At 66.3% G+C, this 18045-nt stretch carries 20 protein-coding genes; 11 read left to right on the top strand and 9 right to left on the bottom strand.

The window, feature by feature from the left end; all coding sequences use genetic code 11:
- The 9 genes from EV666_RS04385 to EV666_RS04425 all read left to right on the top strand — a co-directional run bounded on the left by EV666_RS04385 (position 1) and on the right by EV666_RS04425 (position 6885).
- Positions 1 to 261, top strand: coding sequence for a glycine zipper domain-containing protein (locus tag EV666_RS04385; protein ID WP_132003649.1), 261 nt, complete (start codon positions 1 to 3; stop codon positions 259 to 261).
- A 219-nt stretch (positions 262 to 480) separates the two neighbouring features.
- Entirely contained in the window at positions 481 to 1086 is a 606-nt protein-coding gene (locus EV666_RS04390) for a Na+/H+ antiporter subunit E (RefSeq protein ID WP_245514198.1), read from the top strand.
- The gene (locus EV666_RS04395; RefSeq protein WP_245514199.1) at positions 1079 to 1366 is read left to right on the top strand and encodes an MrpF/PhaF family protein; all 288 of its coding nucleotides are present in this window, start codon (positions 1079 to 1081) and stop codon (positions 1364 to 1366) included. The genes EV666_RS04390 and EV666_RS04395 overlap by 8 nt, the downstream gene beginning before the upstream one ends.
- 1 nt (position 1367) lies before the next feature.
- Positions 1368 to 1613 carry a hydrogenase subunit MbhD domain-containing protein gene (locus tag EV666_RS04400; protein WP_132003652.1) on the top strand — a complete coding sequence of 82 codons (246 nt, stop codon included), beginning with the start codon at positions 1368 to 1370 and terminating at the stop codon, positions 1611 to 1613.
- Positions 1610 to 1984, top strand: a complete 375-nt coding sequence (gene mnhG, locus EV666_RS04405) for a monovalent cation/H(+) antiporter subunit G (RefSeq protein WP_132003655.1) — start codon at positions 1610 to 1612, stop codon at positions 1982 to 1984. The genes EV666_RS04400 and mnhG overlap by 4 nt, the downstream gene beginning before the upstream one ends.
- Positions 1981 to 2667: a hydrogen gas-evolving membrane-bound hydrogenase subunit E gene (mbhE, locus tag EV666_RS04410; RefSeq protein ID WP_132003658.1), complete on the top strand. Its 687-nt coding sequence runs from the start codon at positions 1981 to 1983 to the stop codon at positions 2665 to 2667. The genes mnhG and mbhE overlap by 4 nt, the downstream gene beginning before the upstream one ends.
- Positions 2668 to 2678: 11 nt before the next feature.
- On the top strand, positions 2679 to 3053 hold the full coding sequence (locus tag EV666_RS04415) for a sodium:proton antiporter (protein ID WP_132003661.1): 375 nt from the start codon (positions 2679 to 2681) through the stop codon (positions 3051 to 3053).
- The gene (locus EV666_RS04420; RefSeq protein WP_132003664.1) at positions 3047 to 6154 is read left to right on the top strand and encodes a complex I subunit 5 family protein; all 3108 of its coding nucleotides are present in this window, start codon (positions 3047 to 3049) and stop codon (positions 6152 to 6154) included. The genes EV666_RS04415 and EV666_RS04420 overlap by 7 nt, the downstream gene beginning before the upstream one ends.
- Before the next feature lie 8 nt (positions 6155 to 6162).
- Complete coding sequence (locus EV666_RS04425) at positions 6163 to 6885, top strand: urease accessory protein UreF (RefSeq protein WP_245514200.1); 723 nt, start codon at positions 6163 to 6165, stop codon at positions 6883 to 6885.
- Between the two features lie 60 nt (positions 6886 to 6945).
- On the opposite strand, the gene EV666_RS04430 is transcribed toward EV666_RS04425, so the two are convergent.
- The 6 genes from EV666_RS04430 to EV666_RS04455 form a co-directional block, all read right to left on the bottom strand.
- Positions 6946 to 8391 (bottom strand): GntP family permease, encoded by a 1446-nt coding sequence (locus EV666_RS04430; protein WP_132003670.1) that lies wholly within the window; start codon positions 8389 to 8391, stop codon positions 6946 to 6948.
- A gap of 101 nt (positions 8392 to 8492) precedes the next feature.
- Positions 8493 to 9530, bottom strand: coding sequence for an urea transporter (locus tag EV666_RS04435; RefSeq protein WP_132003782.1), 1038 nt, complete (start codon positions 9528 to 9530; stop codon positions 8493 to 8495).
- A gap of 123 nt (positions 9531 to 9653) precedes the next feature.
- Entirely contained in the window at positions 9654 to 11357 is a 1704-nt protein-coding gene (gene ureC / locus EV666_RS04440; RefSeq protein ID WP_132003673.1) for an urease subunit alpha, read from the bottom strand.
- 1 nt (position 11358) lies between these two features.
- Positions 11359 to 11670: an urease subunit beta gene (locus EV666_RS04445; RefSeq protein WP_132003676.1), complete on the bottom strand. Its 312-nt coding sequence runs from the start codon at positions 11668 to 11670 to the stop codon at positions 11359 to 11361.
- A 13-nt stretch (positions 11671 to 11683) separates the two neighbouring features.
- On the bottom strand, positions 11684 to 11986 hold the full coding sequence (gene ureA, locus EV666_RS04450; protein ID WP_132003679.1) for an urease subunit gamma: 303 nt from the start codon (positions 11984 to 11986) through the stop codon (positions 11684 to 11686).
- 33 nt (positions 11987 to 12019) lie between these two features.
- The gene (locus EV666_RS04455; RefSeq protein ID WP_245514201.1) at positions 12020 to 12940 is read right to left on the bottom strand and encodes an urease accessory protein UreD; all 921 of its coding nucleotides are present in this window, start codon (positions 12938 to 12940) and stop codon (positions 12020 to 12022) included.
- A 233-nt stretch (positions 12941 to 13173) separates the two neighbouring features.
- Between EV666_RS04455 and EV666_RS04460 the strand changes: the two genes are divergently transcribed.
- The gene (locus tag EV666_RS04460; protein ID WP_132003682.1) at positions 13174 to 13719 is read left to right on the top strand and encodes an urease accessory protein UreE; all 546 of its coding nucleotides are present in this window, start codon (positions 13174 to 13176) and stop codon (positions 13717 to 13719) included.
- Between the two features lie 296 nt (positions 13720 to 14015).
- Entirely contained in the window at positions 14016 to 14699 is a 684-nt protein-coding gene (gene ureG / locus EV666_RS04465; RefSeq protein WP_245514202.1) for an urease accessory protein UreG, read from the top strand.
- 60 nt (positions 14700 to 14759) lie between these two features.
- Here the strand turns inward: ureG and EV666_RS04470 are convergent, their stop codons facing one another.
- From EV666_RS04470 to EV666_RS04480, 3 genes are all read right to left on the bottom strand, one after another.
- Positions 14760 to 15290, bottom strand: coding sequence for a DUF1269 domain-containing protein (locus EV666_RS04470; protein WP_132003685.1), 531 nt, complete (start codon positions 15288 to 15290; stop codon positions 14760 to 14762).
- Positions 15291 to 15706: 416 nt separating this feature from the next.
- Positions 15707 to 16753 (bottom strand): AI-2E family transporter, encoded by a 1047-nt coding sequence (locus EV666_RS04475; protein ID WP_132003688.1) that lies wholly within the window; start codon positions 16751 to 16753, stop codon positions 15707 to 15709.
- A gap of 362 nt (positions 16754 to 17115) precedes the next feature.
- Positions 17116 to 17873, bottom strand: a protein-coding gene (locus EV666_RS04480) for an IS5 family transposase (RefSeq protein ID WP_132003691.1) whose coding sequence is annotated in 2 segments (ribosomal slippage) — positions 17116 to 17540 and positions 17540 to 17873 — 759 coding nt in all. Because the reading frame shifts where the segments join, the coding sequence is not laid out codon by codon here.
- Positions 17874 to 18045 lie beyond the last annotated feature (172 nt).

The following is an 18045-nucleotide window of genomic DNA, read 5'->3' on the forward strand; positions in this document are numbered from 1 at the left end:
ATGAAGAGCCTCGTTGTTATCGGATTGTTGGCGATTGGCCTGGCGGCGTGCAACCCCAACGACCGGACGGACCGCACCATTGGCGGCGCCGCCATTGGCGCGGGCGCCGGCGCCCTTGTGGGTGGCCTGGCCACGGGCCGCGCCGGCGGCGCGCTGGCGGGCGCGGCCATCGGCGGCGTTGGCGGCGCCATCGTCGGCAATGCGACGACGCCGAACTGCCGCTCCTACGTCTATCGCGGCCGCACCTACCGGGAGTGCTGACGCAACCCTCTGGACGGGCCGCGCGCGACGCATATCGACACTCTCCGACGGCGCGCCGCCGGGGATGATGCGACCTGCGAAGCGGCCCCTCCCGCCCCCTGGCGGACGGGCTGAGGGCGTGGGCGCGCGTCCGGGGCCGCCCGCAGGGGCGACGCCGGTAACGCATGGGGAATTCGGCGCCCCCCCCGGGACACGCCGCACAGATAAGGGAGCGACGCCTTGGCCGGAGACAGCGTTCCTGCACCGGACATTCCAGGACATGATGCCCTTGGAAGACAATCCGGCCTGTCCGCAAACACGGGCCCGCGCGATGCGGCTGGCGGCGCCCGCCGGTCGCGCCTGCACGGCGCGCTCACCCTGTGGCTGGTTCTGTTCACGGTCTGGACGATCGCCAACATAAGCCTCGCCCCCGATATCGCCATCACCGGCGCGGTGATCACCGGGGCGCTGGCATGGACGTTCTCCGCCTCCGGCGCATGGAGCGGCATCCGCTGGACGCCGCGCGGTCTGTATCATTTCCTGGCGTATCTCGGCGTTTTCCTTGTGGAGCTGGTGAAAGCCAACCTGCAGATGCTGCGCTACGTCTATGCGCCGCGCATCGACATTCACCCGGGCGTTGTTCAGGCGCGCACGCGCCTGACCTCCCCGACCGGACGGCTGGCGCTGGCCAACACCATCGCGCTGACGCCCGGCTCCCTGGTGCTGGCGCTGGAGGGCGACCTGCTGTTCGTCCACTGGCTCGATGTGAAAACCACCGATCCCGACGCGGTGACGACAGCGATCGTCGCGCCCTTCGAGCGGCATCTGGAGAAGGTCTTTGGCTGAACCCTCCTGGGCCGCCGCGCTGGCGCATGTCATCATCCAGCTCGCCGCGGCGCTGATCTTCATGGCGCTGCTGTTCAGTGGCGTCCGGCTCGCCATTGGCCGGACGCTGGTCGACCGCATCGTCGCCATCGACATGCTGACAGTGATTTCCCTGTCGCTGATCGCGCTTTACGCGCACGTCTCGGGCCGGTTCGTCTACATCGACGTTGCGCTGGTTTACGGGCTGCTCAGTTTTCTCGCCGTGCTGGCCATCGCCCGCTTCCTGGAAAGGGGGCTTTGAGATGCTGGAGCTGCTCATCCTCGTGGTGTGCGCCGGCATCCTGCTCAGCGGCGTGCTCGCGGTCTGCCTCAACAATCTGATGGCGGCGATGGTGAGCTCCAGCCTGGCGAGCCTGTTCGCCGCCGTATCGTTCCTGCTGCTGGCCGCGCCGGACGTGGCGATGGCGGAAGCGGCCATTGGCTGCGGCCTCAGCACCTTCGTCTTCATCTACGCCATTCGCAAAACCGGCGGCGGGGGCGCGCAATGACGGATCTGGCTGGCAGCCTCATTATCCTGCTGGGCGCCATCTTCCTGTTTTCCGCGGGCCTCGGCGTCCTGCGCATGCCCGACGCCTTCACCCGCATCCAGGCGGGCACAAAGGCCACCACCCTCGGCAATATCCTTGTGCTGGCCGGGCTGGCGATCCTTCATCCGGACTGGGCCCTGAAGCTGCTGCTGGTCATCGGCTTCGTGCTGATGACCAACCCGGTTTCATCGCACGCCCTGTCCCGCGCCGCCTGGCTGATACGGACGCCGACGGCGCCGTCCACCGGCGCGGACGCGCTGGCCGCGCACGAGGCCGGCGAACGCCTGGCGCGGGAGCCCGACCCGGACGAGGACGGAGGACCGCCGCGATGATGAAGCGCGCCTTCGCCGCCCTTGCCGTCGTCCTGGTGGGCCTGGTTTTCCTTCACATCGTCGGCGACTACGCCGAATTGCAGGCGCTGCGGCCCCTGGCCCACTATTATGTCACCCAGGTTCCCGCCCAGCTCGGCGCGCCCAACGTCGTCACCGGCATTCTGATTTCATGGCGCGGTTTCGATACGCTCGGCGAGGTGGCTGTGCTGTTCATGGTGGCGGCGAGCATCGGCCTGCTGCTGCAGCAGGGGGACGGCCGGGAAACGGCGTCGCCGCCGCGCCGGCCCGCCAGCGAACTGGTCGCCACCGGCGCCATGGTGTTGCTGCCGCTGATCTTCACCTTCGGCGCCTATGTGATCGTCAATGGCCATCTGTCGGCTGGCGGCGGCTTCCAGGGCGGCGCCATCGTCGCCTCGGGCGTGATGCTGATGCTGGTGGCGAACCCGGCGGCGAGGCTCAATACGGCGCTGCTGGGCGCGGTCGAATCGGCGGCCGGGGTGCTCTACGTCTGCCTCGGCGTGCTCGGGCTGGCGCTGGCCGGCGGCTTTCTTGATCCGCGCTTTCTCCCGAAAGGTCAGTTCGGCGCTTTCATCAGCGCCGGGGCGATTCCGCTCATCTCCGCCCTGCTCGGCGTCAAGGTCGGCGCGGAGCTGAGCGTCATCATCGACAGGTTCCGCAGCTGAGCGAGGCGGCCATGAGCATCGGCGTTCCGGTTTCCACCATCTTGATGATCACCGGCTTTGGCCTGGCGCTGACCGGGCTGTGGGGCATGCTGACCCACCGCAACATCATGCGCATCATCATCTGCTTCGTGCTGATGGGCACGGGCTTCAACATCGTGATGGTGGCGGGCGGCTACGTCACCGGGGCCACCGCGCCGATCATCGACAGGGCGCTGGGCGCCGCGGAGGCCGGCGCGCGCGCCATCGACCCTGTGCCCTCAGCCCTGGTGGTGACGGCGATCGTCATTGGCTTCTCCGTCACGGCGGTGATGCTGGCCTTCGCCATCCGCCTGTACGCGGCGAAGAAAACCCTGTCGATCGACGCCTTCACGGAATCAAAATGGTAGCCGCCGCGTTCCATCCGCTTGGCATTTTCCTGTTCGGGCTGGGCGGTGGCTTCGCGCTGCCGCTATTGTACCGGCTCGGCAAGGGATGGCTGGCTGGCGGCTTTTTCCTGGCGCTCGGCGGCATCGCGCTGGCCAGCGGCGCCGGGCTTCTGCGCCTGCTGGCGGGCGAACCGGCCATCGAGGTGCTGACGGCGGGCGCCATGCCGCCGGTCTCCATCAACCTGCGCCTCGGGTTGTGGGAGGCGTTCTTCGCCGTCAGCGTCAATGTCACGGCCCTGCTGGGAGCCTGGCGCCTGTGGGACCGTTTGCGCGGCTCCTACGGGGCGCTGCTGCTCTACCTCATCCTGGTGATGGGGATCGACGGCATGATCATGACCCGGGACCTGTTCAACCTGTTCGTGTTCCTGGAGATCGTGTCCATCGCCACCTACGGCCTGCTTGGTCTGTCGCAGGCGCCGGCGGCCCTGGCCGCCGCCTTCAAGTACATCATGGCGACGGTGGTGGCCTCCAGCCTGTTTCTCGTCGGCTCGGTGCTGCTGTACCATGTGGCCGGCACGCTCAATATCGACGAGCTGATCGCCGGCGCCGGGGCCCTGAGCCGTCCCATGGGCGTCGCCGCCCTGCTGATGCTGCTGGCGGGCCTGCTGGTTGAGCTGAAGCCCTTCCCCGCCAACGGCTGGGGACTGGACGTTTATGAAACGGCGCCTGGCGGGATCGCCGCCATGGTTTCGGTCGGCGTCTCCGCCGGGGTGTTTTTCGCGCTGTTCAAACTGGCGCCGCTGTTCGGGGCGCAACTCGGTATCATCGCCTTTTCCGGGGCCGCCACCTTCCTGTTCTCCAACCTTATTGGCCTGTCGCAAACCCGGACGCAGCGCCTGCTCGGCTATTCCTCCATCGGCCAGATGGGCCTGCTGACCCTGGCCCTAGGCGCGCTGGCGCAAATCGACGCCGCTGACGCGGCGCCGCTGGTGATCGGCGGACTGTTTGTCAATCACCTGCTGGCCAAGGCCGGCCTGTTCTGGCTGGCGGAAACGCTCGGCATGGAGAAGACCGACAGCCGCGCCGGCCTGCGCAACCACCCGCTGGCGCTGGCCCTGCTTGGCCTGCTGATCGTCGCCATCGCCGGCCTGCCGCCGTTCCCCGGCTTCTGGGCCAAGTGGGAGCTGGTGATGCGGCTCACCGCCGCCGGCGCGCATCACTGGACCATGGTCATCCTTCTCGGCTCCCTGCTGGAAGCCGCCTACATGTTCCGCTGGTTCGGCCTGACCCTGCGGCGCAATACCAGCGCCCGCGCCGGCCATGTCAGCAACCCGCCAGCGATCAACGCCAGCCAGCTGGCGCCGCCGCTGGCGGCTGGCCTGCTTTTGCTGGCGGCCGGGGGCATGGCCGCCAGCATGGCTGGCGTGGCGACGTGGCTGTTCGTCCCGCTGGTTGCCGGCGCCGCCCTGCTGGCGATTGACGGCGTCCTGCCTGGCCGGGTGAAGGCCGTCGCCATGCTGCTGGTTATCCTGGCCGCCGGTTCATGGCTTGCCTGGCCCATTACCGGCATCGCCGCCCTGTTCGCCAGCCTGCTGCTCGCTGGCGGCCTCGTCATCGCCGCCGCCAGCCTGTATCGCGCCGACGCGCGCCCCGGCTTTTACCCGCTGATGACCACACTGCTGCTGGCCATCATGACGCTGTTGCGGGCGCGGGACAGCCTGAGCTTCTTTTTCTCCTGGGAGCTTGTCACCCTCGCCAGCTATTTCCTGATCGCCCGCAGTTCCCGCGCCAGCCGCTATCTGCTGAGCTTCCTGCTGTTCTCGCTGGCGGCGGCGTATTTCCTGATGGCCGGGTTCGCCGCCGTCGCGGCGAACGCCGGCAGCGCGGAGCTCGCCGCCCTGCGCCTGCCCGGCGGCGGCATGGAGGTCGCCTTCATCCTGCTGGTCGCCGGTTTCCTCATCAAGGCTGGCGTCCTTGGGGCGCATGTCTGGCTGCCTGGAAGCTACGCGGAGGCGGAGGATGATACGTCAGCCATGCTCTCGGGGGTGGTCAGCAAGGTCGCCATCTACGGCCTGCTGCTGGTCACCTATCTGGCCATCCGCACCGAACTGAAGCTGGAGGCGGCGCATGTGATGGCGTGGATCGGCCTGCTGACGATTGTCGGCGGCGCGCTGATGGCGCTGCGCCAGCAGGACTTCAAGCGCCTCCTCGCCTTTTCCAGCATGAGCCAGCTTGGCTACATCATTATCGCCATCGCGCTGATGAGCCGCCTTGGCTGGGTGACGGCGCTTTACCTTGTCGCCAACCATCTGATGGTGAAGGGCATACTGTTCCTGGGCGTGGCCGGGATCATCGCCAGGACCGGCGCGCGCCGCTTCGCCAGCACGGGCGGCCTCGCCCGGATGATGCCCCTGACCTTTCTGATGATGTGCATCGCCGTGGTCTCCATGTCCGGCCTGCCGCCGCTGATGGGATTCGGCGGCAAATGGCTGCTGCTCGTGGCCATGATGGAACAGGGCTGGAGCCTGCTGGCGGTCGCCAGCCTGTTCGGCGCGTTCCTTGGCTTTCTCTATATGATCCGCCTGCTCCAGGGGCTATTCGCAGGCCCACGCGCCGAGGGACAGGAACAGGCGCGGGAGGCCTCCGTTTTTCTGCTGGCGCCGCAGGCGCTGCTGGCGGCGGGCATTATCGTGCTGTCGCTGTTTCCGAAGCTGCTGTTCGAGCCGGTGTCAGCCGCCATTGATCCGCAATTCGCCGCGGGCCTGGTGTGGGAGGGCATGTCGCTGGAGAAAATCTACGCCGCCTGGAACCCGACGCCGGCGCTGCTGGCGGCGCTCGGCGCTTCCGCCCTGCTGTTCGCCGTCTTCTGGATCATCTGGCGACGCAAGGCGCGGACCGGCGGCCTCGCCCGCTTTTACGCCTATTACCGCATGGTGATCGGCCGCTCGCTGCCGCCGGTCGCCATCCTGTTCTGGGATGGGGTCGCCGCCGTCGCGACGGCCGCCGCCAAACTCGCCCGCCGGCCCTACACCGGCAACGGCCAAACCTATGTGGCTTACGTGATTTATTATTTTCTCGCCGTCTATATCGCCGGCGCCGGACTGGGCGGCCTGACCCCATGAACGGCCCCATGGCGCCTCCCCTGCCGCTGCATCTGCTCAGGCTGGTCAGCCAGAGCCTTCCCGTCGGCGCGTTTTCTTACTCGCGCGGGCTGGAAGCAGCGGTGCACGCCGGCTGGGTCCACGACGAAACAACAACGCGCGACTGGATATTCGGGACGCTGGAGCACAGCTACGCCGTGTTCGACGGCGCCCTGTTCCTGCGCATGATGGCGGCTCTGGAGCGCAGCGACCGCGCCGGCTTCGCGGCTCTGGACGCCTGGCTGGCGGCGGGCCGGGAAAGCCGGGAGTTGCAGCAGGAGGACCGGCGCATGGGCGAGGCGATGCTGCGCCTGCTCGCCGACCTTGAGGTTCCGCTGGCCAGGGAACTGGCGAGGGAGTATGTCGCCGCGCGGCCAGGGCAGCCCCCCTGCCCTGGCGGCTCCCCGCGTGGCGGCCTCTCGTGGACAGCCGCCTTCGCCATCGCCGCCTGGCATTGGCGAATTCCGGCGACGCAGGCGCTCTCCGGCCTGATCTGGAGCGCGGCGGAAGCCCAGGTCGCAGCGGCGATCCGCCTGGTTCCGCTCGGCCATACCGCCGGTCAGCGCATCCTGATCGCCGCTCCGGAGATGATTACCCGCGCGGTTGCTCGGGCCGGGGATGCGGGCGATGACGAAATCGGCAATGTCTCGGTGGCGCTGGCCATGGCGAGCGCCTGGCACGAAAACCAGTACAGCCGCCTGTTCCGCTCCTGAAAGCCTTGCGGCCCCCGGGTTTCCGGGGGCCGGACTGGACGCCGCAACGGCGGGACAGCCTCAGAAGGAACCAAACAGCGAGCCGAGGACCAGCACGGCGGCGAGCGAGATGACGACGCCGGCGATCACGGTCATGGCCATGTCGCCGTAGCTTTCCTTGTGGGTCAGCTTGCTGATCTGCAGGAGCATCAGCACCGTGCCGTTATGGGGCAGCGCATCCAGCGTTCCAGCGCTGATCACCGTGACGCGGTGCATCAGCGCCGGGTCGACGCCATAGGTCGCGGCGAGGTTCAGGAAATGGTCGCCAAGCGCCGACAGGGCGATCGCCGAGCCGCCAGAGGCCGTGCCGGTCAGGGCGGCCAGCGTGTTCATCGCCACCGTCAGCGAAATCAGCGGCCCTCCTGGAAGGCCGATGACGGCGTCGCGAACAACGGTGAACGCCGGCAGCGCCGACACCACCGCGCCGAAGCCGACAAGGCTGGCGATTGTCATCATGGGCAGCGCCGCCGAGTTGGCGCCAGCGTCGATGGACTCGCGAATTTTCGGCATACGCCGGAAATTGACGGCAATGACCGTCAGGTTCGCCGCGGCGAGCGCCAGCATCACCGACCAGACGCCGCCAATCGCCCGGAACGTGGTGGAGCCCCAGGCCGGCTCGGCCAGAAAGGCAAAATCGAGCCGCGGAAGCACCACGAGGGCCATCAGGAAATTGACGACGATAACGACAGCCAGCGGCAGGGCCGCCAGGGCCGCCGGCGGATAGTCTTCCGCCTTGTGACCATGTTCCAGTTCGGCGATGTCGAAGTCACCGACCGCCGTGGCCTGCTCGCGCAGCTTCTCGTCAATCGGCGCCGGCAGGACGACGGCGGTTCCAAAACCCTCGCCGGCGCGCCGGGCGGCGGCCTCGGCGCGGGCGAGCCACCACAGGCCAAACGCCAGGGTGATCAGCGACGCGATAATGCCGATGCCGGGGGCCGCGAAGGTGGTCGTGCCGAAATACGGCATCGGGATCGCGTTGTTGACCGAAGGCGTGCCCGGCAGCGCCGTCATGGTGAAGGTGAACGCCCCAAGGCCGATTGTCGCCGGCATCAGCCGACGTGGAATATCGGCGGCCTCGAACATGCGTTGCGCCATGGGCACCAGCACGAAGAAGGCGACGAATACGCTCACTCCGCCGTAGGTCACAACCGCCGAGGCCAGCACCACGGACAGGATCGTGCGCCGGGTTCCGAGGCGTTTCGTCAGATAATTGGCGATGGAGGCGATGGAGCCGCTGTCATCCATCAGCTTGCCGAACAGTCCGCCCAGCAAAAAGATCGGGAACCATTGCGCCACGAACCCCGCGGCGCCCGGCATGAAGGTCTGCGTCCAGTGCGCGAGGACGGGCTGCCCGGCGATCAACGCCGCCAACAGCGCGGCGATCGGCGCGACCAGCAGAACGCTCCAGCCGCGGTAGGCGAGCCACATCAGCAGCGCCAGCGAAACAAGAATCCCGATCAACCCCATGCCGGCATACTCCGTACTCACCTGTGTCGGCGCCGTGGTCCGGCGCGCGTTAACCGTGCGGTCCACAGGACCGGCGCGCCCAGGGCGCCGGTCCCTTTACCTTAATCCCTGGAAACCTGGGCGGCAGGCGCCGACCGATGCCGGCGCATGTTGTCCTCAGGCGTCGTGGCCTCGGCCGGCGGCACGGGAACCAGCGCCCTGAAGCCGTACTGGCCCAGCAGCATCAGCCAGGTGACGAGCACGAAGGTTGACGTCAGCACCGGCATGCCGATGGGCTTGAGGAAAATGGCGATCGAGGCCCACAGCCAGGTGGAGATGACGACGCCGAACAGCGCGTAAAGAAAGCTGCGCCACGTCAGCACCAGGAAAAACCCGCCAAGCGCGATGGCGGTGAGCGCGGCGTTGTAGCCGAACAGACCGTCGCGAATGGCGCCCTCCGGCCCGCCGAACAGCGCCGCCACCAGCGCGGCGACCGCGGCGCCGATCAGGGCCATGCCCGCCGAAATGCGGGAGTTCACGGCGATGCCGAGGATGATGAGGTAGCCAGATATCCAGTTGTCCTGAAAGAAAATCTGACCGATGGCGTTGCCGATGCCCATGTACCAGGTTGGCAGCACATAGGCGACGGCGGCGTCATACTGCTCCGGCGACACCGGCTTCGCCAGCGGCCCCGCCTCGATCGACGCGAATTTCAGCACCGCGAACAGGAACAGCCAGCCCGTGAGCACGAACGGCGCGGTGAGCGCCGAAATCCTGTACGGAGCCAGCAGGGCGGAGAGCGACTGAAACACCACCGCTGTCATGGCGGCGGCGAACAGCAGATAAACAACCATCCAGCCCGAAGGGACATGGCCAACGCGGAAATTGGCGCTGGTGAAAGCGACCAGCGCCAATGTCACGAGCGCGCCGTTGAAGCCGAACAGGCCGTCGCGGACCAGCCCCCGGTCCGCCTGCAACGCCAGCGCCATCAGCGTGGCGGCGACCACGCCGGCGATGCAGACCAGGCCATAGATCCAGGAATTGAAGAACAGGGCCAGAAGGATGATCAACCCCGACAGCGGGTTGTTCTGGAACACCACCTGGCCAACGCCCCGCAGGCACCAGTCGACAAAACCGAGCGCCGGGTGATCGCGAAACATGTCGACTGAAGACAGATTTGCCTGGCTCACGTCACGCCCCTCCCCAAATATCCCGCCGGCCTTTTGCGGCCGGCGGGAGAGGCATTGGTCACCTGCGTTTCTCCGCCCGAAAGCGCGCCCGCCTCAGAAGAGGAAATAGCGCTGGGCCATCGGCAGGCTTTCGGCCGGTTCGCAGGTGATCAGTTCGCCATCGACCCGCACTTCATAGGTTTGCGGATCCACCTCAATCCTTGGCGTGAAGGCATTATGGATCATGTCCTTCTTGCGCACGCCGCGCGTGCCCTTCACGGCCACCAGCTGCTTGTCCAGCCCCAGTTTGTCGCCAATGCGATCTTCCAGCGCCGCCTGGGAGACGAAGGTGACGCCAGTGGCGCCGCGCGCGCCGCCAAGCACCCCGTACATGGGCCGGTAGTGCACCGGCTGCGGCGTGGAGATTGATGCGTTGGGATCGCCCATGGGCGCGATGGCGATCATGCCGCCCAGCATCACCAGCGACGGCTTGACGCCGAAGAACGCGGTTTTCCAGAGCACCAGATCGGCCCGCTTGCCGACCTCGATCGAGCCAATCTCATGGGCGAAGCCATGGGTGATCGCCGGATTGATGGTGTATTTGGCGATGTAGCGCTTGCAGCGGAAGTTGTCGTTGCGGGCGTTGTCCTCGGGCAGCGGGCCGCGCTGCACTTTCATCTTGTGGGCGGTCTGCCAGCAGCGGGTCGTGGTTTCGCCGATGCGGCCCATGGCCTGGGAGTCGGACGACATCATCGAGAAGGCGCCCAGATCGTGCAGGATGTCCTCGGCGGCGATGGTTTCCTTGCGGATGCGTGACTCGGCGAAAGCCACGTCCTCGGGAATCTGCGGGCTGAGGTGGTGGCACACCATCAGCATGTCGAGATGCTCGTCGACGGTGTTGATGGTGTAGGGCCGGGTCGGATTGGTCGAGGCCGGCAGGATGTTCTCCTGGCCCGCGGCGGTGATGATGTCCGGCGCATGACCGCCGCCCGCGCCTTCCGTATGGAAGGAGTGGATGGCCCGCCCCTTCATGGCGGCGAAGGTGTCGGCGACGAAGCCGCTCTCGTTCAGCGTGTCGGAGTGCAGGGCGACCTGCACGTCCATTTCGTCGGCCACCGACAGGCAGTTGTCGATCGCCGCCGGGGTGGTGCCCCAGTCCTCGTGCAGCTTCAGGCCGATGGCGCCGGCGCGAATCTGTTCGCGCAGGGGTTCCGGCAGGGCCGCGTTGCCCTTGCCGAGCAGGCCGACATTGATCGGCAGCTCGTCGACGGCCTGCAGCATGCGGTGGATGTACCACGGCCCCGGGGTGACGGTTGTCGCCAGCGTGCCAACGGACGGACCCGTGCCGCCGCCCACCAGGGTGGTGGTCCCGCTGGCGAGCGCCTCCTCCGCCTGCTGCGGCGCGATGAAGTGGATGTGGGTGTCGATGCCGCCGGCGGTCAGGATCTTGCCCTCACCGGCAATGACGTCGGTGCCTGGGCCGATGACGATGTCGACGCCAGGCTGGATATCGGGATTGCCGGCCTTGCCGATGCCGCTGATCCGGCCATCCTTGACGCCGACGTCGGCCTTGATGACCCCCCAGTGGTCGAGGATGATGGCGTTGGTGATCACCAGGTCGGCGACCTCCGCCGCCACGCCTTGGCCCTGGCCCATGCCATCGCGGATAACCTTGCCGCCGCCAAAGGTGACCTCTTCACCATAAATGGTGCGGTCTTCCTCAATCTCGATCACCAGATCGGTGTCGGCGAGGCGAACGCGGTCGCCCGTGGTCGGCCCGTAGAGCGAGGCGTAGGTTTCGCGTGTGATGCGCGTCATCTCAGACCTCCAGCTTTCCGTTGACCAGGGCGTTGAAGCCGTAAACGACGCGATCGCCGGCAAGGGCCACCAGCTCGACCGTGCGCTCCTGGCCTGGCTCGAAGCGAACGGCGGTGCCGGCCGGGATATTGAGGCGGAAGCCCCGCGCCTGCTGACGATCGAACTTCAGCGCCGTGTTGGTTTCGTAAAAATGATAGTGGGACCCGACCTGGATCGGTCTGTCTCCGGTGTTGGCGACGTCGATCCTGCGGGTCTCGCGACCGGCGTTGAGCTCGACCTCGCCGTCTTCAAGCAAAAATTCGCCCGGATTCATGACGCAGCCCCCCTCACGGAACCGGATTGTGAACGGTGACAAGCTTGGTCCCGTCCGGGAAAGTCGCCTCCACCTGGATGTCGTGGATCATCTCAGGCACGCCCTCCATGACGTCGTCACGGGTCAGCAGCGTCGCGCCATAGGACATCAGGTCCGCCACGGTCCGGCCGTCGCGGGCGCCCTCGAGGATCGCCAGGGAAATGTAGGCGATGACCTCCGGATAATTCAGCTTGACGCCGCGCGCTTTCCGGCGCTCCGCCAGCAGACCCGCCGTGAACAGCAGGAGCTTGTCCTTCTCGCGTGGAAGCAGTTCCATTTCCCAGACCCTCGCTGTGTCAGTTTGCCCGTGTCATGTCGCCCAGATGCGCGGAGCGCTCGCTGGTTTGCCCTGCCCCAGTCTGCGCAAAATATCCCAGGCCTGAACGAACATCGCCTTGCCATCGGCGACCCGCGAACCGAGATACCGGCACACCACCACGTCCTCGAGCTGGCTCACCGAAAACATGCCCTGGAGGCAGCCCGCGTCGCCGAACCCGCCCTGGCCCTGGCCGTCGATGGCCGCGCGCACCCGTTCAGCCGCGTCATCCGGCAGGGCGCCGGCATAGACCATCGCGCCGGCCGTCGGCTGGCCCGAAAGGGCGAAAGCGGCGGCAAGCTGCGGCGCGCCGGCGGACAGCGCCATGCGCTCGAACCAGACCGGCCGGCCGTCGCGCACGATCTCGACGCGTTGCGCCACCCTCCCCGCCGTGAACCCCTCGCCCGCCGCGGGCCGGCCGAGACAGATAAAATCCCAGCCGGCGTAAACCGCATCCGGCGCCAGCGTCACGGTGGTTTCAACGCGCGCATTGGCGCCGGCAAAAATAATGGTTTCCTGCGGCAGGAACTCGCAAACAGCGCCGGCGCCGACCTCAATGCGCGTCGACTGGAGAGCGACATCGCCCAGGCTGCGGTAGAAACGCGTGGCCCCGGGCGTGGTCAGGACGACGCGCGCGCCGTCATCGACATGAAAATGCTGGACGAGACGGTCACCACCGACGATGCCGGCCGGCGGATGCAGCAGGTAAACATGGCAGCTGCCATCCTTCTCGGGATAAAACGGCTTCTGCACCAGCAGCGGGCCGCAATGACGGCGGCGGGCCAGACGGGTTTTGCCGGCCATGGACGCAAACCACAATTCCAGCTCCGCCGGCCAGGAACGACGGCGCGTGGCCGCGGGCGCAACGGGCGTCGCCGTGTCTGGCAAAATCTCCCCTGGCTGACACAGGACCATGTGGCGCCTCCCCTTCCTGTCTGGAGTATGCGCCCCATCTGTTCCAGGCAACTACTTTTATCGTGAAGCTTATTCAATATAGCCGTGAATTTTCACCCTAGATCACCAGATTTTGTGCAACATTCGCGCATTGCGGCGTTAACGCCTGTCATCTAGGGTTGGCGCAGTTTCTCCGCGCCCAGGAATCGGGCCTGCCGCGCGGCGTTTCCCGAATTTCCGGAATGAGGCGCCTCATGTTGAAGGCAATTGCGGTGCGACGCGCATCCGAGGGCGGCGCTCAGGGAAAGTTCGTCGTTGGCCGCGCGGTTCTGGCGCACGATGAACGGCATCTGCGCCGGCGGACCATCGAACTGAGCGATGGCGCGCGGGCGCTCGTCGATCTGCCGGTCACCGTGGCGCTGGAGCACGGCGACGCCCTGATGACCGATTGCGGCGGCGCCATCGCCATTGCCGCTGCCGACGAGCCGCTCTACGAAGTCGTGGCCCGGGACCCGCTCCACCTGACGCAACTGGCCTGGCACCTCGGCAACCGGCACCTGGCCGCCGACATTGCGCCGGGCAGGATCCTGATCCTGCGCGACCACGTTATCCGCGCCATGCTTGAGGGCCTGGGCGCGCAGGTCAACGAAATCGTCGCGTCATTTCATCCGGTGCGCGGCGCCTATTCTTCCGGCCATGGCGGGCATGAGCACGGCCATGAGCCGCATGGCCACGCCCACGGTCATGAGCGCCATCACCATGATCACGCCCACGGCCACCACGACCATCATCCCGACTGACCGTCGCCAGGAAAAGGCCGTGGCCGACAGACCCGGCGCCGGGAGACGGCCAGGGCGCGGAAGCGGTTTTCTGGGCGCGGAAGCGGTTTCTTGCCTGGCCATCGGGTCAAGCTGGGCCCGTTTTACCAGCCGGCGATATCCGCCAGTTTGCGCGGCGTGCTTCATGGTGTTGAAACACCATGTTTTCCTGATGCAAAGTAGCGTCCACTCCGCAAGACCAGGCTTCTGCGGGCAAACCACGCCCCATGCGGAACGCAGGCGCGCCCCGCATGACAACATCTGAGGCGACTGCGTTCATGACATCCAGAAACGGACCCCTGCGCGTCGGCATCGGCGGCCCTGTCGGCTCAGGCAAAACCACGCTGACCGAGCGCCTGTGCAAGGCGCTGCGCGACCGCTTTTCCATCGCCGTCATCACCAACGACATCTACACCCGGGAAGACGCCATGATCCTCGCCCGCCGCCAGGCGTTGCCGGAGGACCGCATCATGGGCGTCGAGACGGGGGGATGCCCGCACACGGCGATCCGCGAGGACGCTTCGATCAACTTGCAGGCCATCGCCGAGATGAACCGCCGTTTTCCCGATCTCGACATCGTGTTCATCGAGTCGGGGGGCGACAACCTGGCCGCGACCTTTTCTCCCGATCTGGCGGATCTGACGCTTTACGTCATTTCCGTCTGTCAGGGCGAGGAAATCCCGCGCAAGGGCGGCCCGGGCATCACCCGCTCGGACTTCCTGGTGATCAACAAGAGCGATCTGGCGCCTTATGTGAACGTTGACCTCGACGTCATGCGCGCCGACGCCGCCCGCATGCGTGGGCGCCGGCCGTTTGGCTTCACCGACCTGTCGCGCGGCGCGGGCCTTGACGCCGTTATCGCGTTCATTGCCGAAAATGGCGGCCTGGAGCCGCATGCCGCTGAGGACGCGCCCTGCCCCGGCGTTCAGAAGGGCTCCCCGAACGGCGAGAGACGGTCGTAAAACCCATGTGGCCGGGACAGGGCCCGGCCACATGCAAAACAACGATCCGCTCCCGGATGGTTATGACGTCGGCGCCGCCGTTGCGGCAGCCGCTTCCGGGGTAATCGGGTGGGCGGCGAGCGCCTCGCGCAAGGCCTGCTCCTTGCTGTGGTCCAGCGAGGTCTTGAGCACCTCGCCGCCCGTGCCGCGCAGCTCTTCCAGCACCTTGTCGCCCGTCACACCCTGCACCAGCACGAACAGGGCCGCGTTGCCGGGCTGAAGCTTTTCGCCCAGTTCCTTCATGAACTTGTCGTTGATGCCAAAGTCGGTCAGCGCGCCGCCGACCGCGCCCGACGCCGCGCCGATGGCCGCGCCAACCAGCGGCATCAGGAAAATGGCGCCGATGAGCAGGCCCCAAAGGCCCCCTGAAGCCGCGCCAACCGCTGTCGTGTTCATCAGCTGGTTGAGCTTGACCTGCCCCTTGTCGTTTTTGACGGCGATCACCGCATCGCCGATCCTGATCAGATATTCCTTTTGCAGTTCGAACAGGCGCTGGCGGATCTCCTCCGCCTTCTGTTCATCCGGATAAACAACGACGACGAGATCAGACACGGCAATACTCCGCAATATACACAGGGAAAGCAGCGTTCCGGGCAACCGCGCAAGGCGGCGCCTGCCCGGGAGCTGGAGCGCTACACTGAACTCCGCAAGCGCGCCGCACAACCGCATGTCGCACGGCGACGTCATCCGGACATGACGGTTCCACGCCTTCCTCACAGCTTCCCCGGGGCCATCTGCCAGACGTCACGCCCCAAGGTCCGCAGGAGGCCGTAACCGCCTCAAAACCAGCATATGCGACAATGAGTGAGCCGCCCCAGCGTTTTTGCGCGAAGAACCGCATTCACCTCAAAATGACCAGCTTCCCGCGCCGCGTTACGTCGGCCTTTCGCGCCGCGTCAGGTCGACGGCGGAGCGAACGGCGCCGCCGCGTCCGACATATGGCGCCGTCCTGGCCGCCGGCGGAAAAGTCAGTCCGCCGCCGCGCCTTTTGGCGGCGCCCCAAGCAGGTCAGAAAACCAGCTGCTCGCGGGATGTTGGGCGCAAAAGGTCAACAGCGCAATGGAAACCGGCACGCCGATGAAGGCGCCAAGAATCCCCCAAAGGTAGCTCCAGAAAAACACCGAGAACAGCACGAGGAACGGCGACATGGACAGCGCCGAGCCGGCAACCCGCGGCTCAAGATAACTCCCGACGACAAACTGGATCAGGTTGAGGCAGGCGAAAACGACCAGCACCGCCTCCCAGGACTGGAACTGGGCCATGGCGAACAATGTCGGGAAAACCGTGGCCACCAGCGGCCCGATGAACGGGATGTAGTTCAGCGCGAAGGCCATGACGCCCCACTCGGCCGCGAGCGGCAGGCCGACGGCGGTGGCGAATAGCCAGACGAGCGCGCCGGTCATGAGGCTCATTACCGTTCGCACGCCCATGTATCTGCGCAACTTGGCGGCGGTCTGGCTGGCGCCGCGCAACAGCACGCCAGCCACGGTCTGGTTCTTCAGCGCGCTGACCTTGCGAGCCGCGTCGTCCACCTCGAGCAGGCCAAGGATGACGTAGACGAACACCACGATCCAGAAACTCAAGGTGGTGTTGAACCGACCCGTGACCTGTTGCGCGGCGCGCACGACCCAGCCAACGTTGAAATGCTCCGCCCAGAGCCCCGCCACCGCGATCCCGTGCCCCTCAAGCCAGGCGACCCCCATGGCGTACAGCGCCTGAAAGCGCCCGGCGTCGGCGATGATCCAGCGGGTGACGCGCCCGAACCCCCAGGCGACGATCCAGCCGAACACCAGGAACACCGCCGCGACCACCAGCATGCTCAGGGCAAGCGCCAGCCCCTTCGGCATGCGCGTTTGCAGCCAGCTCTGGAACGGCCACATGAGGGCGATCATGAACATGGCGAAAACCACGGGGGCGATAACGGCGCCCGCATAATAAATACATCCGAACACAAGCATGACCGCGATCAGCACGATCATGGCCGTCGCTATCGATCCCCTGCCAGCGCTTTCCATACCCGCCCCCCAAAGCCGGACCGATCCGGCGCCGCCATTCGCAACCTCGGGTTGAGGCCAATGACCGACCCGGCGACGACTTGTGAACGAAGTCATGACAGCGGGCGGCGACCATCGCAAGAGACAGGCGCGGTCGCCGAATCGACCGCTCAACGCCGCCTGGCGCGGCGCCCCCGCCGGCCGTGCGGCCCGCGCCGCCGCGCCCTCCTGCCCCGGATCGCCGGTTTGCGACGCGCCGGGCGCGCCGGCGGCAGGCAATTGTCCGAACTGGCGCGGGTCTGCATGTATTTCTCCCTGAAATACTCCTCAGTCTTCTATAATCCGCGTTGTCACGACTGGTTATTGTAGCCTAGGGTTCGGACTCATAACCAGTAGCTGATGGTCGCCGCGATGCAGACTGCGGCCATGAAGTTTACAGCGCTGCGATCATACCGGGTTGCGATGCGACGGAAGTCCTTGAGGCGACAGAACATGCGCTCAATCGCATTTCGCTTCCGATAGAGGGCCGGCGAAAAGCAGCTCTTCCAGACCCGATTGGCCTTGGGTGGAATGTTGGGCGCAACTCCCATGTTCTCAATTTTCGCGCGCACCGCATTGGTGTCATAACCCTTGTCGCCATGCAGGATGTCGGTGTGCGGCATGTGCTCGAGAAGCGTGTCTGCAGCGGTGCAGTCGGCAACCTGCCCACCCGTGAGCAGGAAGGCGATGGGCCGGCAGAAAGCATCGGTCAGGGCGTGGATCTTCGTGGTGCGACCGCCCCGCGAGCGACCAATCGCCTGCGCCCGTTCCCCCCTTTTCCGCCAGCGGCGCACCGGTGCGCTTTAACCGCCGATGAATCGATCAGGACCTGAGCCGGAGGGCCGCCCGCTGCCGCCAGAGCGTGGAAGATGTTCTGCCAGATGCCCTTGTCTGCCCAGCGAACGAACCGGTTGTAGAGCGTTTTCCTCGGGCCGTAGATCGGGGGCGCATCCACCCAGCGGCAGCCCGATTTCAAGACATGCACAATCCCGCTGATGACGCGTCGGTCGTCCACCCGGGCCTTGCCGCGGGTATCTGTTGGAAGATGCGGCTCAAGCCGCGCGAACTGCTCGTCCGTCAGCCAGAAAACGTGCGTGTCCATCCGATGGCTCCCTTCGGGAGCCTTGAATCAGAAAGCGCTTAAAAGCGAAACTGTTTTTATGGGTCCGGAGCCTAAGACAACATAATGGCGGACAGTCCGGCGCGGCCCGTGCGGACCCTCCGGCTCCGTGGCCTTTCAGGGGAGTATCGTGTCTGTGCAGGCGGAAAGAACT

Source organism: Camelimonas lactis (assembly GCF_004342915.1).
Classification (GTDB): Bacteria; Pseudomonadota; Alphaproteobacteria; order Rhizobiales; family Beijerinckiaceae; genus Camelimonas; species Camelimonas lactis.

What these genes read in the sequence shown, in the direction of transcription:
- EV666_RS04475 (WP_132003688.1), bottom strand. Translation starts at nt 16,753, where the DNA reads ATGGAAAGCGCTGGCAGGGGATCGATAGCGACGGCCATGATCGTGCTG.
- EV666_RS04400 (WP_132003652.1), top strand. Translation starts at nt 1,368, where the DNA reads ATGCTGGAGCTGCTCATCCTCGTGGTGTGCGCCGGCATCCTGCTCAGC.
- EV666_RS04430 (WP_132003670.1), bottom strand. Translation starts at nt 8,391, where the DNA reads ATGGGGTTGATCGGGATTCTTGTTTCGCTGGCGCTGCTGATGTGGCTC.
- ureC (WP_132003673.1), bottom strand. Translation starts at nt 11,357, where the DNA reads ATGACGCGCATCACACGCGAAACCTACGCCTCGCTCTACGGGCCGACC.
- EV666_RS04455 (WP_245514201.1), bottom strand. Translation starts at nt 12,940, where the DNA reads ATGGTCCTGTGTCAGCCAGGGGAGATTTTGCCAGACACGGCGACGCCC.
- EV666_RS04435 (WP_132003782.1), bottom strand. Translation starts at nt 9,530, where the DNA reads ATGTTTCGCGATCACCCGGCGCTCGGTTTTGTCGACTGGTGCCTGCGG.
- ureA (WP_132003679.1), bottom strand. Translation starts at nt 11,986, where the DNA reads ATGGAACTGCTTCCACGCGAGAAGGACAAGCTCCTGCTGTTCACGGCG.
- EV666_RS04385 (WP_132003649.1), top strand. Translation starts at nt 1, where the DNA reads ATGAAGAGCCTCGTTGTTATCGGATTGTTGGCGATTGGCCTGGCGGCG.
- ureG (WP_245514202.1), top strand. Translation starts at nt 14,016, where the DNA reads ATGACATCCAGAAACGGACCCCTGCGCGTCGGCATCGGCGGCCCTGTC.
- EV666_RS04415 (WP_132003661.1), top strand. Translation starts at nt 2,679, where the DNA reads ATGAGCATCGGCGTTCCGGTTTCCACCATCTTGATGATCACCGGCTTT.
- EV666_RS04445 (WP_132003676.1), bottom strand. Translation starts at nt 11,670, where the DNA reads ATGAATCCGGGCGAATTTTTGCTTGAAGACGGCGAGGTCGAGCTCAAC.
- EV666_RS04420 (WP_132003664.1), top strand. Translation starts at nt 3,047, where the DNA reads ATGGTAGCCGCCGCGTTCCATCCGCTTGGCATTTTCCTGTTCGGGCTG.
- EV666_RS04460 (WP_132003682.1), top strand. Translation starts at nt 13,174, where the DNA reads ATGTTGAAGGCAATTGCGGTGCGACGCGCATCCGAGGGCGGCGCTCAG.
- mbhE (WP_132003658.1), top strand. Translation starts at nt 1,981, where the DNA reads ATGATGAAGCGCGCCTTCGCCGCCCTTGCCGTCGTCCTGGTGGGCCTG.
- mnhG (WP_132003655.1), top strand. Translation starts at nt 1,610, where the DNA reads ATGACGGATCTGGCTGGCAGCCTCATTATCCTGCTGGGCGCCATCTTC.
- EV666_RS04425 (WP_245514200.1), top strand. Translation starts at nt 6,163, where the DNA reads ATGGCGCCTCCCCTGCCGCTGCATCTGCTCAGGCTGGTCAGCCAGAGC.